This is a genomic window from Curvibacter delicatus NBRC 14919 (genome assembly GCF_001592265.1).
In the GTDB taxonomy this organism is placed as follows: domain Bacteria; phylum Pseudomonadota; class Gammaproteobacteria; order Burkholderiales; family Burkholderiaceae_C; genus Hylemonella; species Hylemonella delicata.
In genome coordinates, this window is sequence record NZ_BCWP01000003.1 from 1 (window position 1) to 19,324 (window position 19,324).

Genomic DNA, 19,324 nt, shown 5'->3' on the forward strand with positions numbered 1-19,324 from the left:
CCCATTTCAGGTCTTGCGCGACCAATTGGCCATCATGAGTTTTTACGAGCGCTTCGAGCAGGTCGTCGCGCTCGTGCTGTCGGCGGTGATTGCCGTCATCATCGTGGTGTCGCTGTTCCAGCTCATCTCCATCGTCTTCACGCTGCTGGTTCTCGATGCCTTCAATCCCCTGGATCACAAGGTATTCCAGAGTGTGTTCGGCATGATCATGACGCTCTTGATCGCGATGGAGTTCAAGCATTCCATCGTGCGCGTGGCGCTGCGTCGGGACAGCATCATCCAGGTCAAGACCGTGATCCTCATCGGCCTGATCGCGCTGGCGCGCAAGTTCGTGATCCTCGACCCCGAGGCGAGCCCTGGCAAGATCGCCGCGCTTGCAGGCGCCACGCTGGCGCTTGGTGCCACTTACTGGCTGCTGCGCGAGCGCGACGACCGCGCCGCCGAGACATCTGAGCATGACCCGTCATCATCCCAGTGACCCGCGCGCGGCGTTGTTGCAACACCGCTGGCTCAACCGCCTGCAGACCGGGCTGTTGGTCCTGACCCTGGTCGGGATCGCAGCCGCCGCAGGAAGCCTGCTGTTCGGGGAAAGCGACCTGTGGCTCGCGCTGTTTGCCGTTGCAGGCACGCTGCTGCTGGAACCGGCAGCCGCATCCGCCTTGACCTTGCGCCTATACCGCGCCCGGGCGCTGCACCCACACGAAGCCCCGGAAATTTGGGCCCTGTTGCACGAGCTGTCCGTCCGTGCCGGTTTGCCCGCAACGCCGGTGCCGCACTACGTGCCCAGTGCCGTCGTCAACGCCTTCGCCACCGGATCGAAGCAGGAGGCATCGATCGCCCTCACCGATGGCCTGCTGCGCCGCCTGAGCCCACGCGAGCTGGCGGGTGTGCTCGCGCACGAGATCGCGCACATCGCCAGTGAGGATCTGCGCGTCATGGGGCTGGCGGATTCCGTCAGTCGCTTCACGAGCCTACTGGCCCTTATGGGACAGATCGCGATCCTGCTGAGCCTGCCCGCGCTGCTGGTTGGCGCGGCGGAGGTCTATTGGCCTGGTTTATTGTTATTGGCCGCATCGCCCCAGCTGGCCCTGCTCGCACAGCTCGGCTTGTCTCGCGTGCGTGAGTTCGACGCTGACCGCCTCGCTGCGGAACTGACTGGCGACCCGCAGGGGCTTGCGTCCGCGCTGGCGAAAATCGAGCGGGTCAGCCGCTCCTGGCGCGCCTGGTTGTGGCCGGGATGGGGCAATCCCGAACCCTCCTGGTTGCGCACGCATCCGGCCACGCAAGAACGCATCTCACGCCTACTGACGTTGGCGCCTGGGCCAGCATCAGCGTTGCCACTCCACGCGCCCCATTTCTTGCCGGAATCCGCTTTGACGCCGCGCCCACCGCGCTGGCGCCCGAGCGGGCTGTGGCGCTGATTGCCTATCAACAGGAGACTTCTCATGGCCTACCCCGACCCGTACCAACGTCCCGCGCCGGACCACTTCGTCCGGCGCTGGCTCTTCATCACCGCCTGTATTGCCGCGCTCATGCTGCTGTGGCAGTTCCTGCCCGCCATCGAGGCCTGGTTCAGTCCGCGCGAGGCGGCAGAACGCACTGTGACGGCGCGTGGCGATCTGGCGGCGGACGAGAAAGCCACCATCGAACTGTTCGAGAAATCGCGCGCCTCGGTGGTCTACATCACTACCGCACAATTGGTACGCGATGTCTGGACGCGCAACGTCTTCTCCGTGCCGCGCGGCACTGGCTCGGGCTTCATCTGGGACGACGCCGGCCACGTCGTCACTAACTTCCACGTCATCCAGGGCGCGTCCGAAGCCACCGTCAAACTGGCCGACGGCCGCGACTACCAGGCCGCACTGGTGGGGACGAGCCCCGCGCACGACATCGCTGTGCTCAAGATCGGCGTCGGTTTCAAGCGCCCGCCGGCCGTGCCGGTCGGCACCAGTGCCGACCTCAAGGTGGGTCAGAAGGTGTTCGCTATCGGCAACCCCTTCGGCCTGGACTGGACGCTCACCACCGGCATCGTCTCCGCGCTCGACCGCTCGTTACCCGGAGAAGCGGGCGGCCCGGCCATCGATCACCTGATCCAGACCGACGCCGCCATCAACCCTGGCAACTCCGGTGGGCCGCTGCTCGATTCGGCAGGAAGGCTCATCGGCATCAACACGGCGATCTATAGCCCCTCCGGCGCCTCGGCCGGGATTGGTTTCGCCGTGCCGGTGGACACCGTCATGCGCGTAGTCCCGCAACTCATCAAGACCGGTAAGTACATCCGTCCGGCGCTGGGCATTGAGGTGGACGAACAGCTCAATCAGCGCCTGCTGGCGCTGACTGGAAGCAAGGGCGTGTTCGTGTTGCGTGTTACCCCTGGTTCGGCAGCGCACAAGGCCGGCCTCGCGGGTGTCGAAGTCACGCCGCAAGGCATCGTGCCGGGCGACCGCATCATCGATGTTGATGGCCAGGCGACGGACGATGTGGCCAAGCTGCTCGCGCGGCTAGACGACAGGAAGGTCGGCGATGTGGTGGTCTTGTCAGTGGAGCGGGCCGGCAAATCGCGCGAGGTGCGTGTGGAGCTGCAACCCGGGAATTGATTGAACTGAACCTGTGGATCAGGCGGTAGTGCAGCGTCGCGGCGATTGAGGTTCTCAGGTCTTCGGCCAGGTAGCGTTCCGCCTCAACCTCCGTAATTTTCGGATGCGATCTGCCTATCCGAATAGGCAAGCATGCAACGCCGGAACCTCTTGCCAATCATCGAAGGAGAAAGCGAGGCGCAATCCGCATGAGGTGGACGCAGGCCAGGAACGAGGCAAACAGGAGGCCGCATTGGAACTCAGACTACTGCGCTATTTCGTTGCGGTCGCGGAAGAACTGCATTTCGCGCGAGCGGCCGAGCGCCTTGGCCTAGAACAATCGCCTGTGTCGCGCGCAATGCGAAATCTCGAAGCCACGCTCGGCGTGCAGTTGTTCGACCGCAGCGCGCACCAGACGCGACTGACCTGGGCCGGTCAAGTGTTCCTCGGTGAGTGCCGGCGCGTGCTGGCCACCGTGGAGCAGGCGGTGAGTGCCGCAAAGGCGGCGGCGCAGGGCTATCAGGGTTATCTGCGCATCGCCATCTGCGACAGCTTGGCGCAGCCCCACATTGCCACCTTGCTGGCGCGCAGCCGCGAGGAAGAGCCCGAACTGGAGATTCGCGTCTTCGAGCTGCCTTTCGCGCAGCAGCTCAAGGGCCTGCACAACGATCTGCTGGACATCGGTTTTGCGCTGTCGGACGCGGTGAGCGAAGGCCTTGTCGCCGAGCCCGTGTGGACCGATCCTCTGTCGGTGATCGTGCCCGTGCGCCACCCCTTGTTGGCGCACGCGGAAGTGCCATTGGATGAAGCCTTGAAGTTTCCGTTGGTACTGTGCCATCCGGACGCGGGATCGGGCTGCCACCACCAGATCCAGGCGGTGCTTCAAGGTGCGTCCAAGCCGCTCAAGCTGGTAGATCAGGTGACGAGCCTAGGCGTGATGCTGACTCTGGTCGGTGCCGGTTATGGCCTAGGTTTCGCCATTGCCTCGCAGGTGCAGACCCTGAACCGCCCCGACATAACCGTTCGCCCCTTGGCCGGCACGCCGCCCATGCTGTCCACCTACCTGCTGCGCCGCAGCGCCGAACCCTCTGAGCCCATGAAGCGGTTTCTGCAGCGCGCCCGCGAGGAGTTCCTGCCAAAGGGAGATGAACCGGCCTCGTGACGTTGAGCGCTCGGGTACATTGGCTACTGCTGGCTGTCCATGGCTCGCACTGGACTTGCTCGGAGCGCGCGTTGACCAAGCGTGGTTTTTCAGTCCATAATTATGTCCATCTCGGTTCGCCGAGTGCGGAAAACTCGTTATCAATCAACGAGTTGGGAACACGATGATGTTCCCATCACCCGCTCCAGAATGAAAAACGGCCCCTCATGGGCCGTTTTTCATTCTGCAACGTGAAGAGACTGGCGCATCTCAGCGTCGCGGCAAGCTCAGCGTGAACCGTGCGCCCTTACCGACTTCGGACGTGACCGTGAGCGTGCCACCCATCCGCTGGGCCAGCGCGCGGGACAATGCCAAGCCCAGACCCGTGCCACCGTGCTCATAGCTGACGCGCGCGTTGCCCTGGCGGAATTTCTCGAAGATCGTCTCATGCAGCTCGGCCGGGATGCCGGGGCCGGTATCCACCACATGCACGCGCACCTGATCGGCCGTGGCGCCGAGTTCGATCGTGACGCATCCTTCAGAGGTGAATTTCATCGCGTTCGACAGCAGATTGTTCAGTATCTGCTTGAATCGCAGGCCGTCGCAGACCAAGGTAGGTGGCGCATCCGGCGCAATGCGAACCGACAAGGTCAGCCCCTTTTCCGCCGCGCTGACAGCAAAGAAGTCGGCCGAGGACTGCAGCAATTCGGCCAGCACCTGCGGCTCGGGATGCAGAGGCATGGCACCGGCCTCGACCTTGCTCAAATCGAGAATCTCGGTCAGCAAGGTATTCAGGTGCTCGGCGGCCTTGCGGATCATGCCCGCCTGCTCGCGGTACTTCGGTTCTTCCAGCCTGCGCTCCATCAGTTCCGAGAAACCCCGGATGCTGGTCAACGGCGTGCGCAGCTCGTGCGAGATGGCTGCCAGGAATTCACTCTTGGCCTGGTTGGCGGCCTGGGCTTGGGCCTCACTGATCTGCAAGGACCGGTTTTTCGCTTCCAGCTGCCGCACACCGGCCAGGAAGAGCACGGCGGCCCCGATCACGGCCATGCTGAAAAGCGTGGTCAGCACCAATGCCACTGTCCGCGTGCTGCGCCATTCGCTCAGGGCCGCCTCGGTCGTGGTGGCCACCAGAACCAGGAGGGGGTAGCTGCCCACCCGACGATGTGCCACGATACGCTCCACGCCGTCGACCGCGCTGGCCCGAATGTTGAAGCCCTCGTCAGGCACGGCACTCGTTCCGATGTAGGAGTTGGGCGCCAGCACGACCCCCAGCCCCTTGCTTTCGCCACCGACAACGCGGGCCCGCACACTGCGATCGTCACCGATCAACGACACCACGCCCTGCTCACCGAGTCGGACCTGGCGGTAGACCTGTTCGAAATAGCTGGGATTCAGCGACGCCACGACCACGCCACGGGTCTGGCCGTCAGGCGCTGTGATCTTGCGTGTGAGCTGGATGGTCCACTTGCCGGACACCTTGCCCAGCACCGGCTTGCCGATGAAAAGCCCATTGGTCGACATTTGCCCGGCCGCAGCCTGTGCGAGTTCCGGCTGCAGGTGGGCGCGAATGTGCTCACGTTCGGACAGGTCCACATGGCCGGTCTTGTCACCCCCGGGATCGATGTTGCTGCCGATGAAACGCCCGTCCGCACCGACGTAGGACAGTTGAGTCAGGATGTCGGGTACGAGGCCAGTCTCATTGGCGAAACGGGCATAGTCCTCCGGCCGGAAACTGCCATTGCGCACACTATCACGTAGACGCAGTGTGGCCTGATCCACTGCGGCCAGCACACGCATGGTCTGCTCCTGCAAGACCAGCGCGAGGTTGGCGTTCTGCCTCACCTCGGCCTTGATCGCGTCCTGCCGTTTGCCGCCCAGCTCGACGAAGATCACACCCCAGGCCAGCGCCAGCGCCAGCACGCTGGAAATGATCACCACCCAGCGCAGGCGCTCACCCGTCAGCCAGTGTGTCAGCCAAGAGACCTCATGCCCCGCAACGGCCGGCGCGGGCGGGATCTCAGACGAGGTAGATGGTGTGGGAGCGGAGGACATGGGGTCAGCGCGCAAGTGCACTGAACCTTAGCACAGCAACGACCCTCCAATCCCCCTCAGGCCACCTCAAAGAAGCGGCACACCCGTCTTGGCCTGGATCTGCTCGCGCGTCACCTCCGGGGCCAGCTCCACCAGTTTCAGCCCCTGCGGCGTGACGTCCATCACCCCCAGGTCGGTGATGATGCGGTCCACCACGCCCTTGCCGGTCAGCGGCAGCGTGCACTGCGGCAGGATCTTCAGGTCTTCGGTGCCGTCCTTCTTCTTCGCCACGTGTTCCATCAGCACGATGACACGCGGCACGCCGGCCACCAGGTCCATGGCGCCGCCCATGCCCTTGACCATCTTGCCCGGGATCATCCAGTTGGCCAAGTCGCCCTGCTCGCTCACCTGCATGGCGCCGAGGATGGACAGGTTGATCTTGCCGCCGCGGATCATGGCAAAACTCTCGTGGCTGCCGAAGATGGCCGAGCCCTTGATGGTGGTGACGGTCTGCTTGCCGGCGTTGATCAGATCGGGATCGACCTCGTCTTCATACGGGAAGGGGCCGATGCCCAGCATGCCGTTCTCGCTCTGCAGCCAGACCTCGATGTGGTCGGGCACGAAGTTGGCCACCAGCGTCGGGATGCCGATGCCGAGGTTCACATAGAAACCGTCCTGCAGTTCCTGCGCCGCGCGTGCGGCCATTTGGTCTTGGGTCCAAGCCATGGTCTTGCTCCTCAAACTTTGCGGTCGCGGGTGGTGCGCTTCTCGATGCGCTTCTCGGGCGTCGGGTTGTGCACGATGCGGTGCACGTAGATGCCCGGCAGGTGGATGTCGTCGGGCGCCAGTTCGCCGGTGGCGACGATGCGCTCCACTTCCACGATGCAGATCTTGCCGGCCATGGCGGCGGCCGGGTTGAAGTTGCGCGCCGTCAGGTTGAAGCGCAGGTTGCCCGAACGATCGGCGATGTCAGCCTTCACCAGCGCCACATCGGGCAGCAGGGAACGTTCCATCACATAGGTCTCGCCGTCAAACTCGCGCAGCTCCTTGCCCTCGGCCACGATGGTGCCGACGCCGGTCTTGGTGAAAAAGGCCGGGATGCCAGCACCGCCAGCACGCAGCTTCTCGGCCAGCGTGCCCTGCGGCGTGAATTCCAGCTCCAGTTCGCCCGCCAGGTACTGGCGCTCGAACTCCTTGTTCTCGCCCACATAGCTGGAGATCATTTTCCTGATCTGGCGGGTCTGCAACAGCTTGCCCAGGCCGAAATCATCGACGCCGGCATTGTTGGAAATGGCGGTCAGGTTCTTGACGCCGCTGTCGCGCACGGCGTCGATCAGGGCCTCGGGAATGCCGCACAGGCCGAAGCCGCCGACGGCGATGAGCTGGCCGTCCTGGATGACGCCTTCGAGCGCCTTGGCCGCACTCGGATAAATCTTGTTCACGCTGTTCTCCTCGGAAGAAACGATTGAAGCGACAATGCGCGTACGATACTACCTACTGAGCTACGTAGTTCCGCGTAAATTGCAACCCTGATACCCCTTGATCTGCGCGCCCATGGAAATCGATTACCGCCTGGCCTTCGAACTGGCCCCCATTGGCTTGGTGCTATCGCGCAACCGTGTGATTGTGGACTGCAACCGCCACGTCTGCGAAATGTTCGGCACCACTCGTGACGACCTGGTGGGCCAATCCTTTCTGGTGCTCTACCCCAGTGCCGACGAGTTCGAACGCATTGGCGCGCGCATCGTCCCCATCATGAGTCGCCAAGGCACCTACGCCGACGACCGCATCATGAAGCGGATGGACGGCCGTTTCAAGGGGGAAACCTTCTGGTGTCACGTCACCGGCCGCGCTTTCGACCCGGCCGAGCCGCACGGCGCCGGCATCTGGACCTTCCAGGACCTGAGTTCGCACCGCCCGGTGAAGGCCGAGCTGACGGCACGCGAGCGCGAGGTGGCGGCCCACCTGCTGGACGGCCTGACCTCCAAGGAAATCGGCAAGGCCCTGACCATCAGCCACCGCACGGTGGAGATCTACCGCGCCCGCCTGATGCGCAAGTACAAGGCCAGCACCACGGCCGACCTGGTGCACAAGCTCGTGGGCGGTTAGGTCGCAGCAGCACGATGGCCCCAACGGCAGCCGATGAACCAACGTCACGCATGCTGCTTGGCGACCTCTTGAATCCCATGGTGCGCTCCTGCAAGCGCCGGCATCCTCGACAATCCGTCCATCCATCTTCTTCTACGCATTCGCTCCCATGAACACACGAACGAAGGTTGGCATTGACCAGCTTTGCATCGGCATGCACGTCAAGCTCGACGGTTGGGTCGGGCACCCTTTCCTCTTCAGCAGTTTCAAGATCAAGGACCAAAAGCAGCTCGACACCCTGCGCTCCCTGGGGCTGAAGGAGATCGAATACCTGCCCCAAAAGAGCGATGCCAAGCCGCTCCCGATACCGGTCCAGCCCGCTGCGCCGGCCGCGCCCGCCGTCGAGGCCACCGCGATGGACGAGCTGATGAAGCAGAAGAAGGAACGCATCGAGTCCTTGCGCCAGGAGATGGCACAAATCCAGGCTGCCGAGCGCAAATATGTCAAGACTGCCAATGCCGTCAAGAACGTCATGCGCCTGGCCAACAACAACCCGGCCCAGGCCGCCGAGCAGGCCAACGAAATTGCGGCCCAGCTGAGCGAGATTTTTCTTGCCCGACAGAACCCCTTCATCCACCTGATGGGCGACAACGCGTCCGACAGCAGCTCACACTTCCACAGCCTCAACGTGACGATGCTGGCGCTGATCCTGGCCCATGCCGTCGGCATCGAGGATGCGCAGACCCTGCGCGACATCGCGCAAGGCGCCATGCTGCACGACATCGGCAAGGTCATGGTCCCCAGCCAGGTCCTGCTCAAGGACGAGGAGCTGACCCCATCCGAAACCAAGCTGCTGGAAATGCACCCGGGCTACGGTATCAAGCTCATGCAACCGGTGGAGGCACTGCCACGCCGGGTCAGGGAAATCATCCTGTTCCATCACGAGATGGCCGATGGCAGCGGCTATCCCAAAGGCCTGAAGGGTGACGAAATCGACCAGGCCGTGCGCATCGTCACCATCGCCAACACCTACGACAACCTGTGCAACCAGCGTGTCAGTGCACGCTGCAAGACGCCGTCGGAAGCCCTGTCCTTCATGTACAAGACGGAGGGCGCCAAATACGACAAGACCCTGCTGTCGGCCTTCATCAAGTCCATGGGCATCTACCCGCCTGGCACCATCGTCATGCTCAAGAGCGGCAAGGTCGGCATCGTGATGTCGATCGACTCCTCCGACCTGCTGCATCCCAATCTGATGCTGTACGACGCGGCCATCCCCAAGAACCAGGCGGCCATCGTCAACCTGCGCCGCGACCTGGACGACTCCGTGGACCGCACCCTGCGTCCCGCGGCACTGCCCAAGCCGGTGTTCGACTACCTGAGCCCGCGCAAGCACATCAGCTACTTTGTGGAAAACGCCGGATCAGCCTAGGCTGCATCTGGCTGCCGACGCCAGCGACGTGCGAAGTCACCAAAACGACACACAGCGCCAAGGCGGGCAAACCTATAATTCCGGCACTGGTTCGGACCCGCCAAGCCATCACGCATGGCCGTTCGTTGCCAGTCGTCCGACATCTAAAGCGCAAACTGCCGCAGAAAGCAGTCTCGAATCAGCGCACTGAACTTCGCCTCATCTGTCACAGTTGCAAGATATCCGTCCAAAGACCTCTTTCTTCCGCGGTATCTGAACATCCTCTTCAAAAAGCACGACCATGTTTCTGAACAACCTCTCGATCAGCAAGCGCCTGGCGCTGGTACTGGGCGCCATTCTGGCCCTGTTCATGGCCAGCAGCATCTTCACCATCCTGAAGCTGAGCCAGCTTGGCCATGAAATCGACACCATGGTGCAGGACAACGTCAAGGCCGAGCGTGCCGGCGCCGACTGGCTGCGCCACACCACGGCCGGTGTGCAGCGCGCCGCCGCCATCGCCAAGAGCAGCGACCCCAGTCTGATCGCCTACTTCGCACCGGCGACGGCCGAGTCGATCAAGCAGACCAATGTGTTGCAGAAGTTCATCGAAGAAAAAATGGACACGCCCGAGGAGCGCCAGCTGTTCGACAAGGCCGGCGAGCTGCGCAAAGGCTACCTGGCTGCACGCGAAGAAGTGAACAAACTCAAGCAGGCCGGCGACCTGGAAGGTGCCAACAAGGTCTTCAACGAACGCTTCGAGCCGACGTCACGCGACTATCTGGCCAGCGTGCAGAAGATGGTGGATGCCCAGCGTGCCCAGCTTGACGAAGCCGCCAAGCGGGCTGAGGGCCTGCGCTCGCAAAGCAGCACGCTGCTGCTGGTCAGCAGCGTGCTCAGCCTGGTGCTGGGCATTGTGCTGGCTGTGCTGCTGGCACGCAGCATCATCCAGCCGCTGCGCCATGCGGAAACCATGGCCCAGGCGATTGCCGACATGGACCTGACCGGCGCCCCGCAAAGCAGCTATGCCAACGACGAGACCGGCCATCTGTTACGCGCCCTGGACCGGATGCGTGCAGCACTGCAGAACTCGCTGAGCCAGGTGCGCCGTGTGGTGGACAACGTCTCCACCGCCAGCGTGCAGATCGCCACCGGCAACAAGGACCTCAGCGCCCGCACCGAGCAGACCGCCAGCAACCTGGAAGAAACCGCCAGCTCGATGGAAGAACTCACCAGCACCGTGCGCCAGAGCGCCGACTCGGCACGGCAGGCCAACCAGCTCGCCTCCTCCGCGGCCGAAGTGGCCCAGCGCGGCGGCCAGGTGGTCTCGCAAGTGGTGTCCACCATGGACGAGATCAACGCCAGCTCGCGGAAGATTGCCGACATCATCAGCGTGATCGACGGCATCGCCTTCCAAACCAACATCCTGGCCCTGAACGCGGCCGTGGAAGCCGCCCGCGCCGGTGAACAGGGTCGCGGTTTTGCCGTGGTGGCCAGCGAGGTGCGCAGTCTGGCCGGCCGCAGCGCCGAGGCTGCCAAGGAAATCAAGTCGCTGATCGACGCCAGCGTCAGCAGCGTGGCATCGGGCTCCCAGCAAGTGCAGGAAGCCGGCAGCACGATGAACGAGATCGTGGCCAGCGTCAGCCGCGTGACCGACATCATCGGCGAGATCAGCGCCGCCGCCTCCGAGCAGAGCCAGGGCATCAGCCAGGTCAATGTCGCCGTCAACCAGCTCGACCAGATGACACAGCAGAATGCCGCCTTGGTGGAAGAATCCACCGCTGCCGCTGAAAGCCTGCAGGAGCAGGCCCGCCTGCTGGCTGAGGCCGTGAGCGCCTTCAAGCTCAATGTGGCCGGCAACAGCAGCCTGCTGCAGCTGCGCTGAGTCAGGCTTGGAATGCTACTGAATCAGTAGCATTGCGCGCTGATTCGATGAGGACCGGATGTCAATCCGGCCCTTATTTTTTGGCGTCGATCACTTCCGCTGCCGAGCGGAAGGCATCCACGGCGGTGGGTACGCCGCAGTAGATGCTGGCGTGCAGCAGCACTTCCTGAATCTCGGTGACCGTGGCGCCGTTGTTGAGTGCGCCGCGCACATGGCCCTTGAGTTCGTGTTGCTTGCCCAGGGCGGTCAGCATGGCCACGGTAATGAGGCTGCGCGTCTTGCGGTCCAGCCCCTCGCGCTGCCACACATCACCCCAGGCGTTGCGGGTGATGTAGTGCTGCATCGGCAGCGTGAACTCGGTGGCGTTGGCAAAGGCATTGGCCACAAAGTCCTCACCCATCACCTGTTTGCGCGTGGCCAGGCCTTTTTCGTACTCGGCGTCCATGAATGGTTCTCCTGAGATGAGCTGCAAGTTGCGTGTAAAGCGCCAAGCATAATCTGCGGCAGAACAACGAGGAGACACCCATGAGCCGCTACCCCCACCCCGAGATCAAAGACCTGCCCGAAGACATCCGCACCAAGATACTGGAAGTGCAGGAGAAGGCCGGTTTCGTGCCCAACGTCTTCCTGGCATTGGCACGCCGCCCAGCCGAGTGGCGCGCCTTCTTCGCCTACCACGATGCCCTCATGCTCAAAGAGGACTCGGGCCTGACCAAGGGCGACCGCGAGATGATCGTCACTACCACCAGCGCGGCCAATCAATGCCTGTACTGCGTGGTGGCGCACGGCGCCATCCTGCGCATCTACGAGAAAAAGCCGCTGGTGGCCGATCAGGTGGCGGTGAACTACCGCAAGGCCGACATCACGCCGCGCCAGCGCGCCATGCTCGACTTCGCCATGAAGGTCTGCCTGCGCTCGCATGAAGTCGAAGAGGCCGACTTCACCGCCCTGCATGCCCATGGTTTCAGCGATGAAGACATCTGGGACATTGCGGCCATCACCGCCTTCTTCGGCCTGTCCAACCGCATGGCCTCTTTCAGCAACATGATGCCGAACCCCGAGTTCTATCTGATGGGGCGGGTACCGAAGCAGAAGTAGTCCGGGCGCCGCCGCCCACAGGAAACCGACATGAACATACCGCATCGCCGACCTGCCCTGGCATGGGCCCTCAGCCTACTGCTGGCTGCACTGGCGGCTGGTCCTGTCACAGCACAGACGCCCACACCACACGAGGGCGGCATCGGTGTTGTTGTCATGCACGGCAAGGGAGGGGACCCCAACAAATTTGTCCCCCCGCTGGCCTCCGCGCTCAAGGAGCAGGGCTGGCAGGTCGCCAATCTGGAAATGCCCTGGTCCGGGCGGCGCAACTACGATGTCCCCGTCCGCCAAGCCGTGGCCGAGGTGGATGCGGCACTGCAGGCAATGCGTGCGCAGGGTGCGCGCAAGCTGTTCATCGCCGGCCACAGCCTGGGTGGCCTGTTCACCTTCTACCTCGGCAGCCAGCTCAAGGAGGACGGACTCATCGCCATCGCGCCAGGCGGCAGCCCGGCCAGCATGGTGTACGGGGACAAGCTCGGAGACACCCTGCAGGAGGCCCGCCGCCTGGTCACAGAAGGCAAGGGCACCGACAAGGTTCGGCTACTGGACTATGAAGGCTCCCGTGGCACCTACCCGATCGTCACGCCGCCGGCCGCCTACGTGGACTGGTTCGACCCGGCGGGCGCCCTGAACCAGACGGCGGCGCTGGAACACCTCGATCCGGCGACCCCCATCCTGCTCGTTGTACCCACGCGGGACTATCCGGCCCTGCTGCGGCTCAAGCAGGCGACGGCCGCCGCCCTGCCCCGCCATCCGCAGACCCGGCTGTATGAGCCGGACGCTTCCCACCTGGAAGCCCCTGCGGTCGCCGCACCCGAAATCATCCGCTGGATCCAGGCCGTCGCCGGCACCCACTAGGCGCTGACCGGCTCCGGGCCAGCACTGGCCAGACGGCCACGCTTGTCATGCCGGCCTGTGGCCACTATGCTTCGCTCCCCGGCCCTGTCACGCGGCACTCCCGCCGCCGCCGGGCAGGAGCATCCATGAGTCGATTCAAGTTTCTCACCTCCCTGTTCCTCATCCTGTGCAGCCAGGCCACCTGGGCCGCTGACACCACGCCCAGCACACCGCCGCCGCCCAGCGAACTGAAGCAGGCGCGTGCGCTGATCGAGAAAAAGGACTGGGCCGGCGCTGCCGACGTACTGGGCAGTTTCACCCGCAGCAACCCGTCCAATGCCGACGGCTTCAACCTGCTGGGTTACAGCTTGCGCCACCTCAAGCGCTATGACGATGCGCTGGCCGCCTACAAGAAAGCCCTGACGCTGGACCCCAAGCACCGCGGCGCCCATGAGTACATCGGCGAGGCCTACATCGAGCTGGGCCAGCTCGACAAGGCCAAGCAGCACCTCGATGCACTGGACAAGATCTGCACCTTCTCCTGCGAGGAATACCGCGACCTGAAGAAGGCTTATGAGATGGCCAGCAAGGCCAAAAACAACTGAAGCAACTGAGACCGGCTACTTGAGCGTGCGCGGCCGGCGCTCCGGCTTGGCACCCGACGCCTGACAGGCCTTGCGGTAGTCTTGCAGCGTTTTTTGCGCCCGACCCAGCACCGTATCCGGCGGGTAACCGCCCGCGCCCAACTCACCGAAAGGTAAGCCGGTGAGCAGTTCCATGCCTTCGCTGGCCAGCTCGGCGGTGTAGATGTGAAAGCGCCCCTGTGCCACCGCCTCTACCACCCGGCGGTCCAGCATCAGGTGGCGGCGGTTACGGCGCGGGATCAACACCCCCTGCTGGCCCGTCAGTCCCATCAGCTCGCAGCTGCGGAAATAACCTTCGATCTTCTCGTTGATGCCGCCCACCGGCAGCATCTCGCCGCGCTGGTTCACCGCGCCCGTCACGGCAATGCCCTGCTGGAGCGGCGTATTGGCCAGCGCTGACAGCAGCGCATAGAACTCGGCACACGAGGCCGAATCGCCCTCCACCCCGCTGTACTCCTGCTCGAACACCACCGCTGCATTGAGCGCCAGCGGCGCGATATGGGCAAACAGCGAAGCCAGGTAGCTGTGCAGGATCAGCACGCCCTTGTCGTGGATGGGGCCGGACAGCTCCACCTCACGCTCGATGTTCAGCAGCCCTTCGTCGCCGGCATGGGTGCGCGCCGTCACCCGTACCGGGAAACCGAAGCGGTAGTCACCCAGGTCCACCACCGTCAGGCCATTGACCTGCGCCACCTTCTCGCCCTGCAAGTCCAACAGACGCTCGCCATCGAGGATGGTTTCCTGCAGGCGCTGCTCCGGATAGTCGTGGCGGTGGATCCGTGCCAGACGCGCGGCCTCGACGTCCTGCGCCTCCACCAGGGCGCCGCCGCGGGCGCGCGCCATGGCGGCGGCTTCCATCACCAGCGCCTCGGTATGGGCAAAGATGGCGCTCTGGCGCGTCTGGTCTTCGGCCTCGCGGTGTGCCTCCTCCAACATGGCCGCCACGGCGCCGGCGCTGAAGTGCGGCAGGCCCATCTTGCGGCAGGTGTGCGCCACGAAGATCGCTGTGGCCAGGCGTGATTCGTTGTTGGCAGTAAAACTCTCGGCAAAGTCCACCTTACAGCGGAAGCGGCGCGCGAATTCGGGGTCGCCCTCCTGCACCGCGTAGTACTCCTCTACCGAGGCAATCAGGATCAGCTTCACGTCCACGTCCACCGGCTCGGGCTGCAGCGAGACGGCTGCAATCGGCGCGTACATCATGCCCGGCTCCTCGATCTGCAGCCGGCCGCTGCGCAGGAAACGGCGCAGCTTCTCCCACACCGGCTCGTCGGCCAGCAGGTCTCGCAGGTGCAGCAACAGGAAACCGCCGTTCGCCTTGAGCAGACTGCCAGCGCGGATGCGCGAGAAGTCTGTCACCAGCACGTCGTTCTCGGTCTGGTACTCCACGCTGCCGAACAGCGTGCGGTACAGCGGGTTGTCTTCCACGATCACCGGCGCGCCTTCTCGGCCCTGGTTGTCCACCACCAGGTTCACGTGGTAGCGCGCCAGCACCTCGGCCAGCGCCTGCAAGCGGATCTCCTCGCTCTCGGCCTCATCGCCGGACTGGAACAGTTCCAGGTTTTCCAGCACGTCGTGCTGCACCTGCTCCAGGTAGTGGCCGAGCTTGACCGTGTCCTTAATCTGCTTGCGCAGTTCGTTGCGGATCTCCTGCAGCTCATGCTCCAGCAGCGGCTTGATCATCTGCCGGCGCAGGGCTGCCAGCCCCTCGTTCATCACACGTTCCATGGCGCGGGTCTTGTCCAGGAAACGCGTGATCTCACCACGCAACTCCTCCTCCATGCGGTCGATCTCCACGCGCCGTTCTTTCGGCAATGACAGCGCCTTGCCCTCGGTCAGCGGCTCGCCCTTGTCGTCGCGCAGGGTGAAGACCATGTGGCCCGACTCGCGGATCAGCGCGAAGTTACGCGCCTCGGCATAGGCGTCCAACTCAGCGTAAGCGTGGTCTTCCTCTGCCTTGTAGGTCTTGGCAAGACGGTCGCGCTCGTCCTTGAAGTCGGGGCCGGCCAGGCGTTTGGGAATCTCGCTTTGCAGCGTCTTGATGAACTGCGTCATGAGCTGGCGCAGCTGCCGCCCTTGCCCGGCAGGCATGCGCAGCGCGCGCGGGTGCTCCGGCACATCGAAGTTGTGCAGGTAGCACAGGTCGGGCGGCACCGGCCGGCTGGCCGCCACCGCCCGCATCATCTCGCACAGCAGCGTGGTGCGCCCGCTCCCCACCTCGCCCAGCACAAAGAGGTTGTAATCCGGCTGGTCCATCTGCAGGCCGAAGCGCGCCGCCTGCTCGGCGCGCTCCTGCCCGATCCAGGGCAGCGGGTGGTGCAGCAGCTCGGACGTGTCGGCAAAACCCAGCGTCTGGGGCTCGATGGCCAGACGCAGCTCGGCAGGAGGGACTTGGATGATGGACATGGCAACAGACTGGATGAACCGCCTATTTTGCGCCCGCCCCAGGCTCGGTCAACTGACGAGCTGGCGCATCCGGTCCGGCAGCGTCACCGCCTTCTGCTGCGGGAAATCCACCCAGATCACGGTGGCACCGCCGGCGGCGCTGATCAGACCCGGCTGGTCCACCCGCTCGATGGTGTGCCAGCTCTCGAAAGTGGTGCGCCCGGGGTCGCTGACATAGGTTTTCACCAGCACGTCACCCGGATATTCGAGCTGCTTGTAGAAATTGCAGAAGGCGTTGACGATCACCGGCCCCTGCCCCTGCGGGTCGGGTTCACAGTGGATGGTTCGGAACCACTCGATGCGCGCCGTCTCCAGGTAGCGGAAATAGACCGTGTTGTTGACGTGCCCCATGGCGTCCATGTCGCCCCAGCGGATGGGCATCGTCATCTCGGCCACCAGCTTCTTGTTGTCAGGCAATTCAATTTTCATGTGCCGAACCCGTCGTCAGCGGCAATCACCGCACCGTTGATGAAATGGCTTTCGTTGGAGCAGAGCATCACCAGCACGGCATCCAGGTCCTGCGGCTGGCCCACGCGCTTGCGCGGCAGCATGTTGATGAGCTTCTGCCCCTGCTCGGTCTGCCAGTGGTGGTGGTTGATCTCGGTGTCGATGTAACCCGGGCAGATGGCATTGACATTGATGCCGAACTTGCCCCACTCCACCGCCATCGCTTTCGTCATGTGCACCACGGCCGCCTTGCTCATGCAATAGATGCCAATCTGCGGCAGCACCTTGAGCCCGGCCATGGAGGCAATGTTGACGATGCGCCCGCCGGTGAAGGTGCCGGGCGCCGCGCCTTTGGCGCGCGCCAGCATGCGCTTGCCCACCTCCTGCGCCACAAAAAAGGCGCCCTTGGTGTTGGTGTCCAGCACGTAGTTGTAGTCAGCCTCGGTCACGTCCACAATCCGCTGTGTGGTGCTCACCCCCGAGTTGTTGATCAGGATGTCGATCGAGCCGACTTCGGTCTCGGCCCGCGCCACGGCGGCCCGGATGGAGTCCACGTCGGTCACGTCGAGTTCCACCACGTGGGCGTCGCCACCCGCGCCTTCGATCTCGGCGCGCAGGTCCTTGAGCTTTTCCACCCGGCGGCTGGCCAGCACCACGGCGGCACCGGCCTGGGACAGGGTGCGGGCAAACTGCGCCCCCAGGCCGCCCGAGGCGCCGGTGATGAAGGCCACGCGGCCGGAGAGGTCGATGCTGTAAGCCATGAAACTCGCCTTTCAAAAACAAAAATAGAACGACCGTTCGATTTTGCTGCCGAACCGAATTAAAATCAGTCACGCATTCGACAGGCCGGGGGCGCGTTTACCCCTAACATCCCGGCCTCATTATCAAGCGACTTCAGAAGAAAGAAGCCACCATGACGAACGAAGAAATCCTGGCCCAGTACGGCCCCCGCGAATCGATGGAATACGACGTGGTGGTGGTCGGCGGCGGCCCCGGCGGCTTGGCCACGGCCATCCGCCTCAAGCAACTGGCTGCAGAAAAAGGCCAGGACGTCTCGGTGGTGGTGCTGGAAAAAGGCGGCGAACCCGGCGCGCACATTCTCTCGGGCGCCATCATGGACCCGAAGGCCCTGACCGAACTGTTCCCGAACTGGAAAGAACTCGGCGCCCCGCTCAACCAACCCGTGACCGACGACGCATGGAGCTTCCTGAGCGAAACCGGTGCCACCCGCACCCCCAACATGTTCCTGCCCGAGTGCGCACAGAACCACGGCAACTACATCATCAGCCTGGGCAACCTCACGCGCTGGCTGGGCACCCAGGCCGAAGCGCTGGGCGTGGAGATCTTCCCCGGCTTCACTGCCGCCGAAGTGCTCTACAACGAAGACGGCTCCGTCAAAGGTGTGGCCACCGGCAACATGGGCGTGGGCAAGGACGGTGAGCCGACCGAGAACTTCCAGCTCGGCATGGAACTGCACGCCAAGTACACCGTGTTCGCCGAAGGCGCGCGTGGCCACTTGGGCAAGCAACTGATCGCCAAGTACAAACTTGACGAAGGCCGCGACCCGCAGACCTACGGCATCGGCATCAAGGAGCTGTGGGAGATCGATCCCTCGCGACACACTCCCGGTTTCGTGATGCACACCGCCGGCTGGCCGATGGACAACAACACCTACGGCGGCGCCTTCATGTACCACCTGGAAGACAACAAGGTCGCCATCGGCTACGTGGTCGGTCTGGACTACAGCAACCCCTACCTCAGCCCGTTCGAAGAGTTCCAGCGCTGGAAGACCCACCCCAACATCCGCTGGTACTTTGAGAACGACAAAGGCGAAGTCAACGCCAAACGCCTGGCCTACGGCGCACGCGCCATCACCGCCGGCGGCCTGATGAGCCTGCCCAAGACCGTGTTCCCGGGCGGCGCCCTGGTGGGTTGCGACGCCGGCTACCTGAACGTGAGCCGCATCAAAGGCAGCCACGCCGCCATCAAGACCGGCATGCTGGCTGCCGAAGCCGCGTATGACGCCGTGGTGGCCGGCCGCCAACACGACGAACTGAGCGCCTACCCGGAAGCCTTCGAAAAGAGCTGGCTCTACACCGAACTCAACAAATCGCGCAACTTCAAGAGCTGGTTCAAGAAGGGCCTGACCGTGGCCACGCTGATGAACGGCTTCGAGCAGTTCGTGCTGCGCGGCCACATCCCGTGGACGCTGCGCCGCGACAAACCCGACCACGTCTATCTCAAGCCGGCGGTCGAGTGCAAACCCATCGTCTATCCGAAGCCGGACGGCAAGCTCACCTTCGACCGCTTGAGCAGCGTGTTCATCAGCAACACCAACCACGAGGAAAACCAGCCGGCCCACCTGACGCTGAAAGACGCCTCGGTGCCGGTCAACGTGAACCTGGCCAAGTACGCCGGCCCCGAGGCCCGCTACTGTCCGGCCGGCGTGTACGAGTTCGTGAAGAACGACGACAACACCGACCGTCTGCAGATCAACGCCCAGAACTGCGTGCACTGCAAGACCTGCGACATCAAGGACCCGACGCAGAACATCGTCTGGGTCACGCCGGAAGGCGGCGGCGGGCCAAACTACACCAGCATGTAAGCAAGAGATGCACGGATCACAACGGGGCCTTCAGGCCCCGTTGTCCATGTGCAAGCGCGACAGCGTGATCGTTCCACATCGCATCACAGCAGGCAAAACCCGCCGCGCCAACCTTCGCT

General features: G+C 63.8%; 18 protein-coding genes. 11 read left to right on the top strand and 7 right to left on the bottom strand.

Translation table 11 applies throughout. From position 1 onward, the window contains the following. The 4 genes from psiE-GI to CDE01S_RS02105 form a co-directional block, all read left to right on the top strand. Positions 1-478 (top strand): heat resistance protein PsiE-GI (psiE-GI, locus tag CDE01S_RS02090; protein ID WP_245636087.1); only part of this gene is annotated, 478 nt, incomplete at its 5' end. Continuing rightward, complete coding sequence (locus CDE01S_RS02095) at positions 456-1,421, top strand: zinc metalloprotease HtpX (protein WP_016451627.1); 966 nt, start codon at positions 456-458, stop codon at positions 1,419-1,421. The genes psiE-GI and CDE01S_RS02095, both read left to right, overlap by 23 nt. Before the next feature lie 24 nt (positions 1,422-1,445). Continuing rightward, the gene (locus CDE01S_RS02100; RefSeq protein ID WP_004265443.1) at positions 1,446-2,597 is read left to right on the top strand and encodes a S1C family serine protease; all 1,152 of its coding nucleotides are present in this window, start codon (positions 1,446-1,448) and stop codon (positions 2,595-2,597) included. A 232-nt stretch (positions 2,598-2,829) separates the two neighbouring features. Beyond that, positions 2,830-3,738, top strand: a complete 909-nt coding sequence (locus CDE01S_RS02105; protein WP_059889550.1) for a LysR family transcriptional regulator — start codon at positions 2,830-2,832, stop codon at positions 3,736-3,738. Between the two features lie 249 nt (positions 3,739-3,987). Here CDE01S_RS02105 and CDE01S_RS02110 read toward each other — a convergent pair whose 3' ends face one another. The 3 genes from CDE01S_RS02110 to CDE01S_RS02120 form a co-directional block, all read right to left on the bottom strand. Next, a complete protein-coding gene (locus CDE01S_RS02110; protein ID WP_066703019.1) occupies positions 3,988-5,772 on the bottom strand; it encodes a sensor histidine kinase in 1,785 nt (594 codons plus the stop codon). A gap of 66 nt (positions 5,773-5,838) precedes the next feature. Then, positions 5,839-6,477, bottom strand: coding sequence for a CoA transferase subunit B (locus CDE01S_RS02115; protein ID WP_066703021.1), 639 nt, complete (start codon positions 6,475-6,477; stop codon positions 5,839-5,841). 11 nt (positions 6,478-6,488) lie between these two features. Further along, positions 6,489-7,193, bottom strand: a complete 705-nt coding sequence (locus CDE01S_RS02120; protein WP_066703022.1) for a CoA transferase subunit A — start codon at positions 7,191-7,193, stop codon at positions 6,489-6,491. 112 nt (positions 7,194-7,305) lie between these two features. On the opposite strand from CDE01S_RS02120, the gene CDE01S_RS02125 reads away from it, so the two are divergent. The 3 genes from CDE01S_RS02125 (at position 7,306) to CDE01S_RS02135 (ending at position 11,132) form a co-directional block, all read left to right on the top strand. Next, positions 7,306-7,860, top strand: a complete 555-nt coding sequence (locus CDE01S_RS02125) for a PAS and helix-turn-helix domain-containing protein (protein ID WP_066703023.1) — start codon at positions 7,306-7,308, stop codon at positions 7,858-7,860. Between the two features lie 148 nt (positions 7,861-8,008). Next, entirely contained in the window at positions 8,009-9,271 is a 1,263-nt protein-coding gene (locus CDE01S_RS02130) for an HD-GYP domain-containing protein (protein ID WP_066703026.1), read from the top strand. Positions 9,272-9,551: 280 nt separating this feature from the next. Further along, positions 9,552-11,132, top strand: a complete 1,581-nt coding sequence (locus CDE01S_RS02135) for a methyl-accepting chemotaxis protein (protein WP_066703029.1) — start codon at positions 9,552-9,554, stop codon at positions 11,130-11,132. A 73-nt stretch (positions 11,133-11,205) separates the two neighbouring features. On the opposite strand, the gene CDE01S_RS02140 is transcribed toward CDE01S_RS02135, so the two are convergent. Next, positions 11,206-11,577, bottom strand: coding sequence for a carboxymuconolactone decarboxylase family protein (locus CDE01S_RS02140; protein ID WP_066703036.1), 372 nt, complete (start codon positions 11,575-11,577; stop codon positions 11,206-11,208). 80 nt (positions 11,578-11,657) lie between these two features. Here CDE01S_RS02140 and CDE01S_RS02145 point away from each other — a divergent pair, with 80 nt between their 5' ends. The 3 genes from CDE01S_RS02145 (at position 11,658) to CDE01S_RS02155 (ending at position 13,672) form a co-directional block, all read left to right on the top strand. Then, complete coding sequence (locus tag CDE01S_RS02145; protein ID WP_066703039.1) at positions 11,658-12,230, top strand: peroxidase-related enzyme; 573 nt, start codon at positions 11,658-11,660, stop codon at positions 12,228-12,230. 30 nt (positions 12,231-12,260) lie between these two features. Then, positions 12,261-13,088: an alpha/beta fold hydrolase gene (locus CDE01S_RS02150; RefSeq protein WP_066703042.1), complete on the top strand. Its 828-nt coding sequence runs from the start codon at positions 12,261-12,263 to the stop codon at positions 13,086-13,088. A 125-nt stretch (positions 13,089-13,213) separates the two neighbouring features. After that, positions 13,214-13,672 (top strand): tetratricopeptide repeat protein, encoded by a 459-nt coding sequence (locus CDE01S_RS02155; protein WP_066703045.1) that lies wholly within the window; start codon positions 13,214-13,216, stop codon positions 13,670-13,672. Positions 13,673-13,687: 15 nt separating this feature from the next. On the opposite strand, the gene CDE01S_RS02160 is transcribed toward CDE01S_RS02155, so the two are convergent. The 3 genes from CDE01S_RS02160 to CDE01S_RS02170 are packed head-to-tail and all read right to left on the bottom strand — an operon-like array spanning position 13,688 to position 17,361. Next, positions 13,688-16,114 (bottom strand): Lon protease family protein, encoded by a 2,427-nt coding sequence (locus CDE01S_RS02160; protein WP_066703048.1) that lies wholly within the window; start codon positions 16,112-16,114, stop codon positions 13,688-13,690. Positions 16,115-16,162: 48 nt separating this feature from the next. Beyond that, positions 16,163-16,582, bottom strand: coding sequence for an acyl-CoA thioesterase (locus CDE01S_RS02165; protein ID WP_066703052.1), 420 nt, complete (start codon positions 16,580-16,582; stop codon positions 16,163-16,165). Further along, entirely contained in the window at positions 16,579-17,361 is a 783-nt protein-coding gene (locus CDE01S_RS02170) for an SDR family oxidoreductase (protein WP_066703054.1), read from the bottom strand. Before CDE01S_RS02170 ends, CDE01S_RS02165 begins: the two co-directional genes overlap by 4 nt. A gap of 152 nt (positions 17,362-17,513) precedes the next feature. Between CDE01S_RS02170 and CDE01S_RS02175 the strand changes: the two genes are divergently transcribed. Then, complete coding sequence (locus CDE01S_RS02175) at positions 17,514-19,205, top strand: electron transfer flavoprotein-ubiquinone oxidoreductase (protein WP_066703056.1); 1,692 nt, start codon at positions 17,514-17,516, stop codon at positions 19,203-19,205. Positions 19,206-19,324 lie beyond the last annotated feature (119 nt).

Bases quoted from the DNA above. Each gene is read 5' to 3' on its own strand.
- CDE01S_RS02095 (WP_016451627.1), top strand. From the start codon at position 456: ATGACCCGTCATCATCCCAGTGACCCGCGCGCGGCGTTGTTGCAACAC.
- CDE01S_RS02100 (WP_004265443.1), top strand. From the start codon at position 1,446: ATGGCCTACCCCGACCCGTACCAACGTCCCGCGCCGGACCACTTCGTC.
- CDE01S_RS02110 (WP_066703019.1), bottom strand. From the start codon at position 5,772: ATGTCCTCCGCTCCCACACCATCTACCTCGTCTGAGATCCCGCCCGCG.
- CDE01S_RS02115 (WP_066703021.1), bottom strand. From the start codon at position 6,477: ATGGCTTGGACCCAAGACCAAATGGCCGCACGCGCGGCGCAGGAACTG.
- CDE01S_RS02125 (WP_066703023.1), top strand. From the start codon at position 7,306: ATGGAAATCGATTACCGCCTGGCCTTCGAACTGGCCCCCATTGGCTTG.
- CDE01S_RS02130 (WP_066703026.1), top strand. From the start codon at position 8,009: ATGAACACACGAACGAAGGTTGGCATTGACCAGCTTTGCATCGGCATG.
- CDE01S_RS02135 (WP_066703029.1), top strand. From the start codon at position 9,552: ATGTTTCTGAACAACCTCTCGATCAGCAAGCGCCTGGCGCTGGTACTG.
- CDE01S_RS02140 (WP_066703036.1), bottom strand. From the start codon at position 11,577: ATGGACGCCGAGTACGAAAAAGGCCTGGCCACGCGCAAACAGGTGATG.
- CDE01S_RS02145 (WP_066703039.1), top strand. From the start codon at position 11,658: ATGAGCCGCTACCCCCACCCCGAGATCAAAGACCTGCCCGAAGACATC.
- CDE01S_RS02150 (WP_066703042.1), top strand. From the start codon at position 12,261: ATGAACATACCGCATCGCCGACCTGCCCTGGCATGGGCCCTCAGCCTA.
- CDE01S_RS02155 (WP_066703045.1), top strand. From the start codon at position 13,214: ATGAGTCGATTCAAGTTTCTCACCTCCCTGTTCCTCATCCTGTGCAGC.
- CDE01S_RS02160 (WP_066703048.1), bottom strand. From the start codon at position 16,114: ATGTCCATCATCCAAGTCCCTCCTGCCGAGCTGCGTCTGGCCATCGAG.
- CDE01S_RS02165 (WP_066703052.1), bottom strand. From the start codon at position 16,582: ATGAAAATTGAATTGCCTGACAACAAGAAGCTGGTGGCCGAGATGACG.
- CDE01S_RS02170 (WP_066703054.1), bottom strand. From the start codon at position 17,361: ATGGCTTACAGCATCGACCTCTCCGGCCGCGTGGCCTTCATCACCGGC.
- CDE01S_RS02175 (WP_066703056.1), top strand. From the start codon at position 17,514: ATGACGAACGAAGAAATCCTGGCCCAGTACGGCCCCCGCGAATCGATG.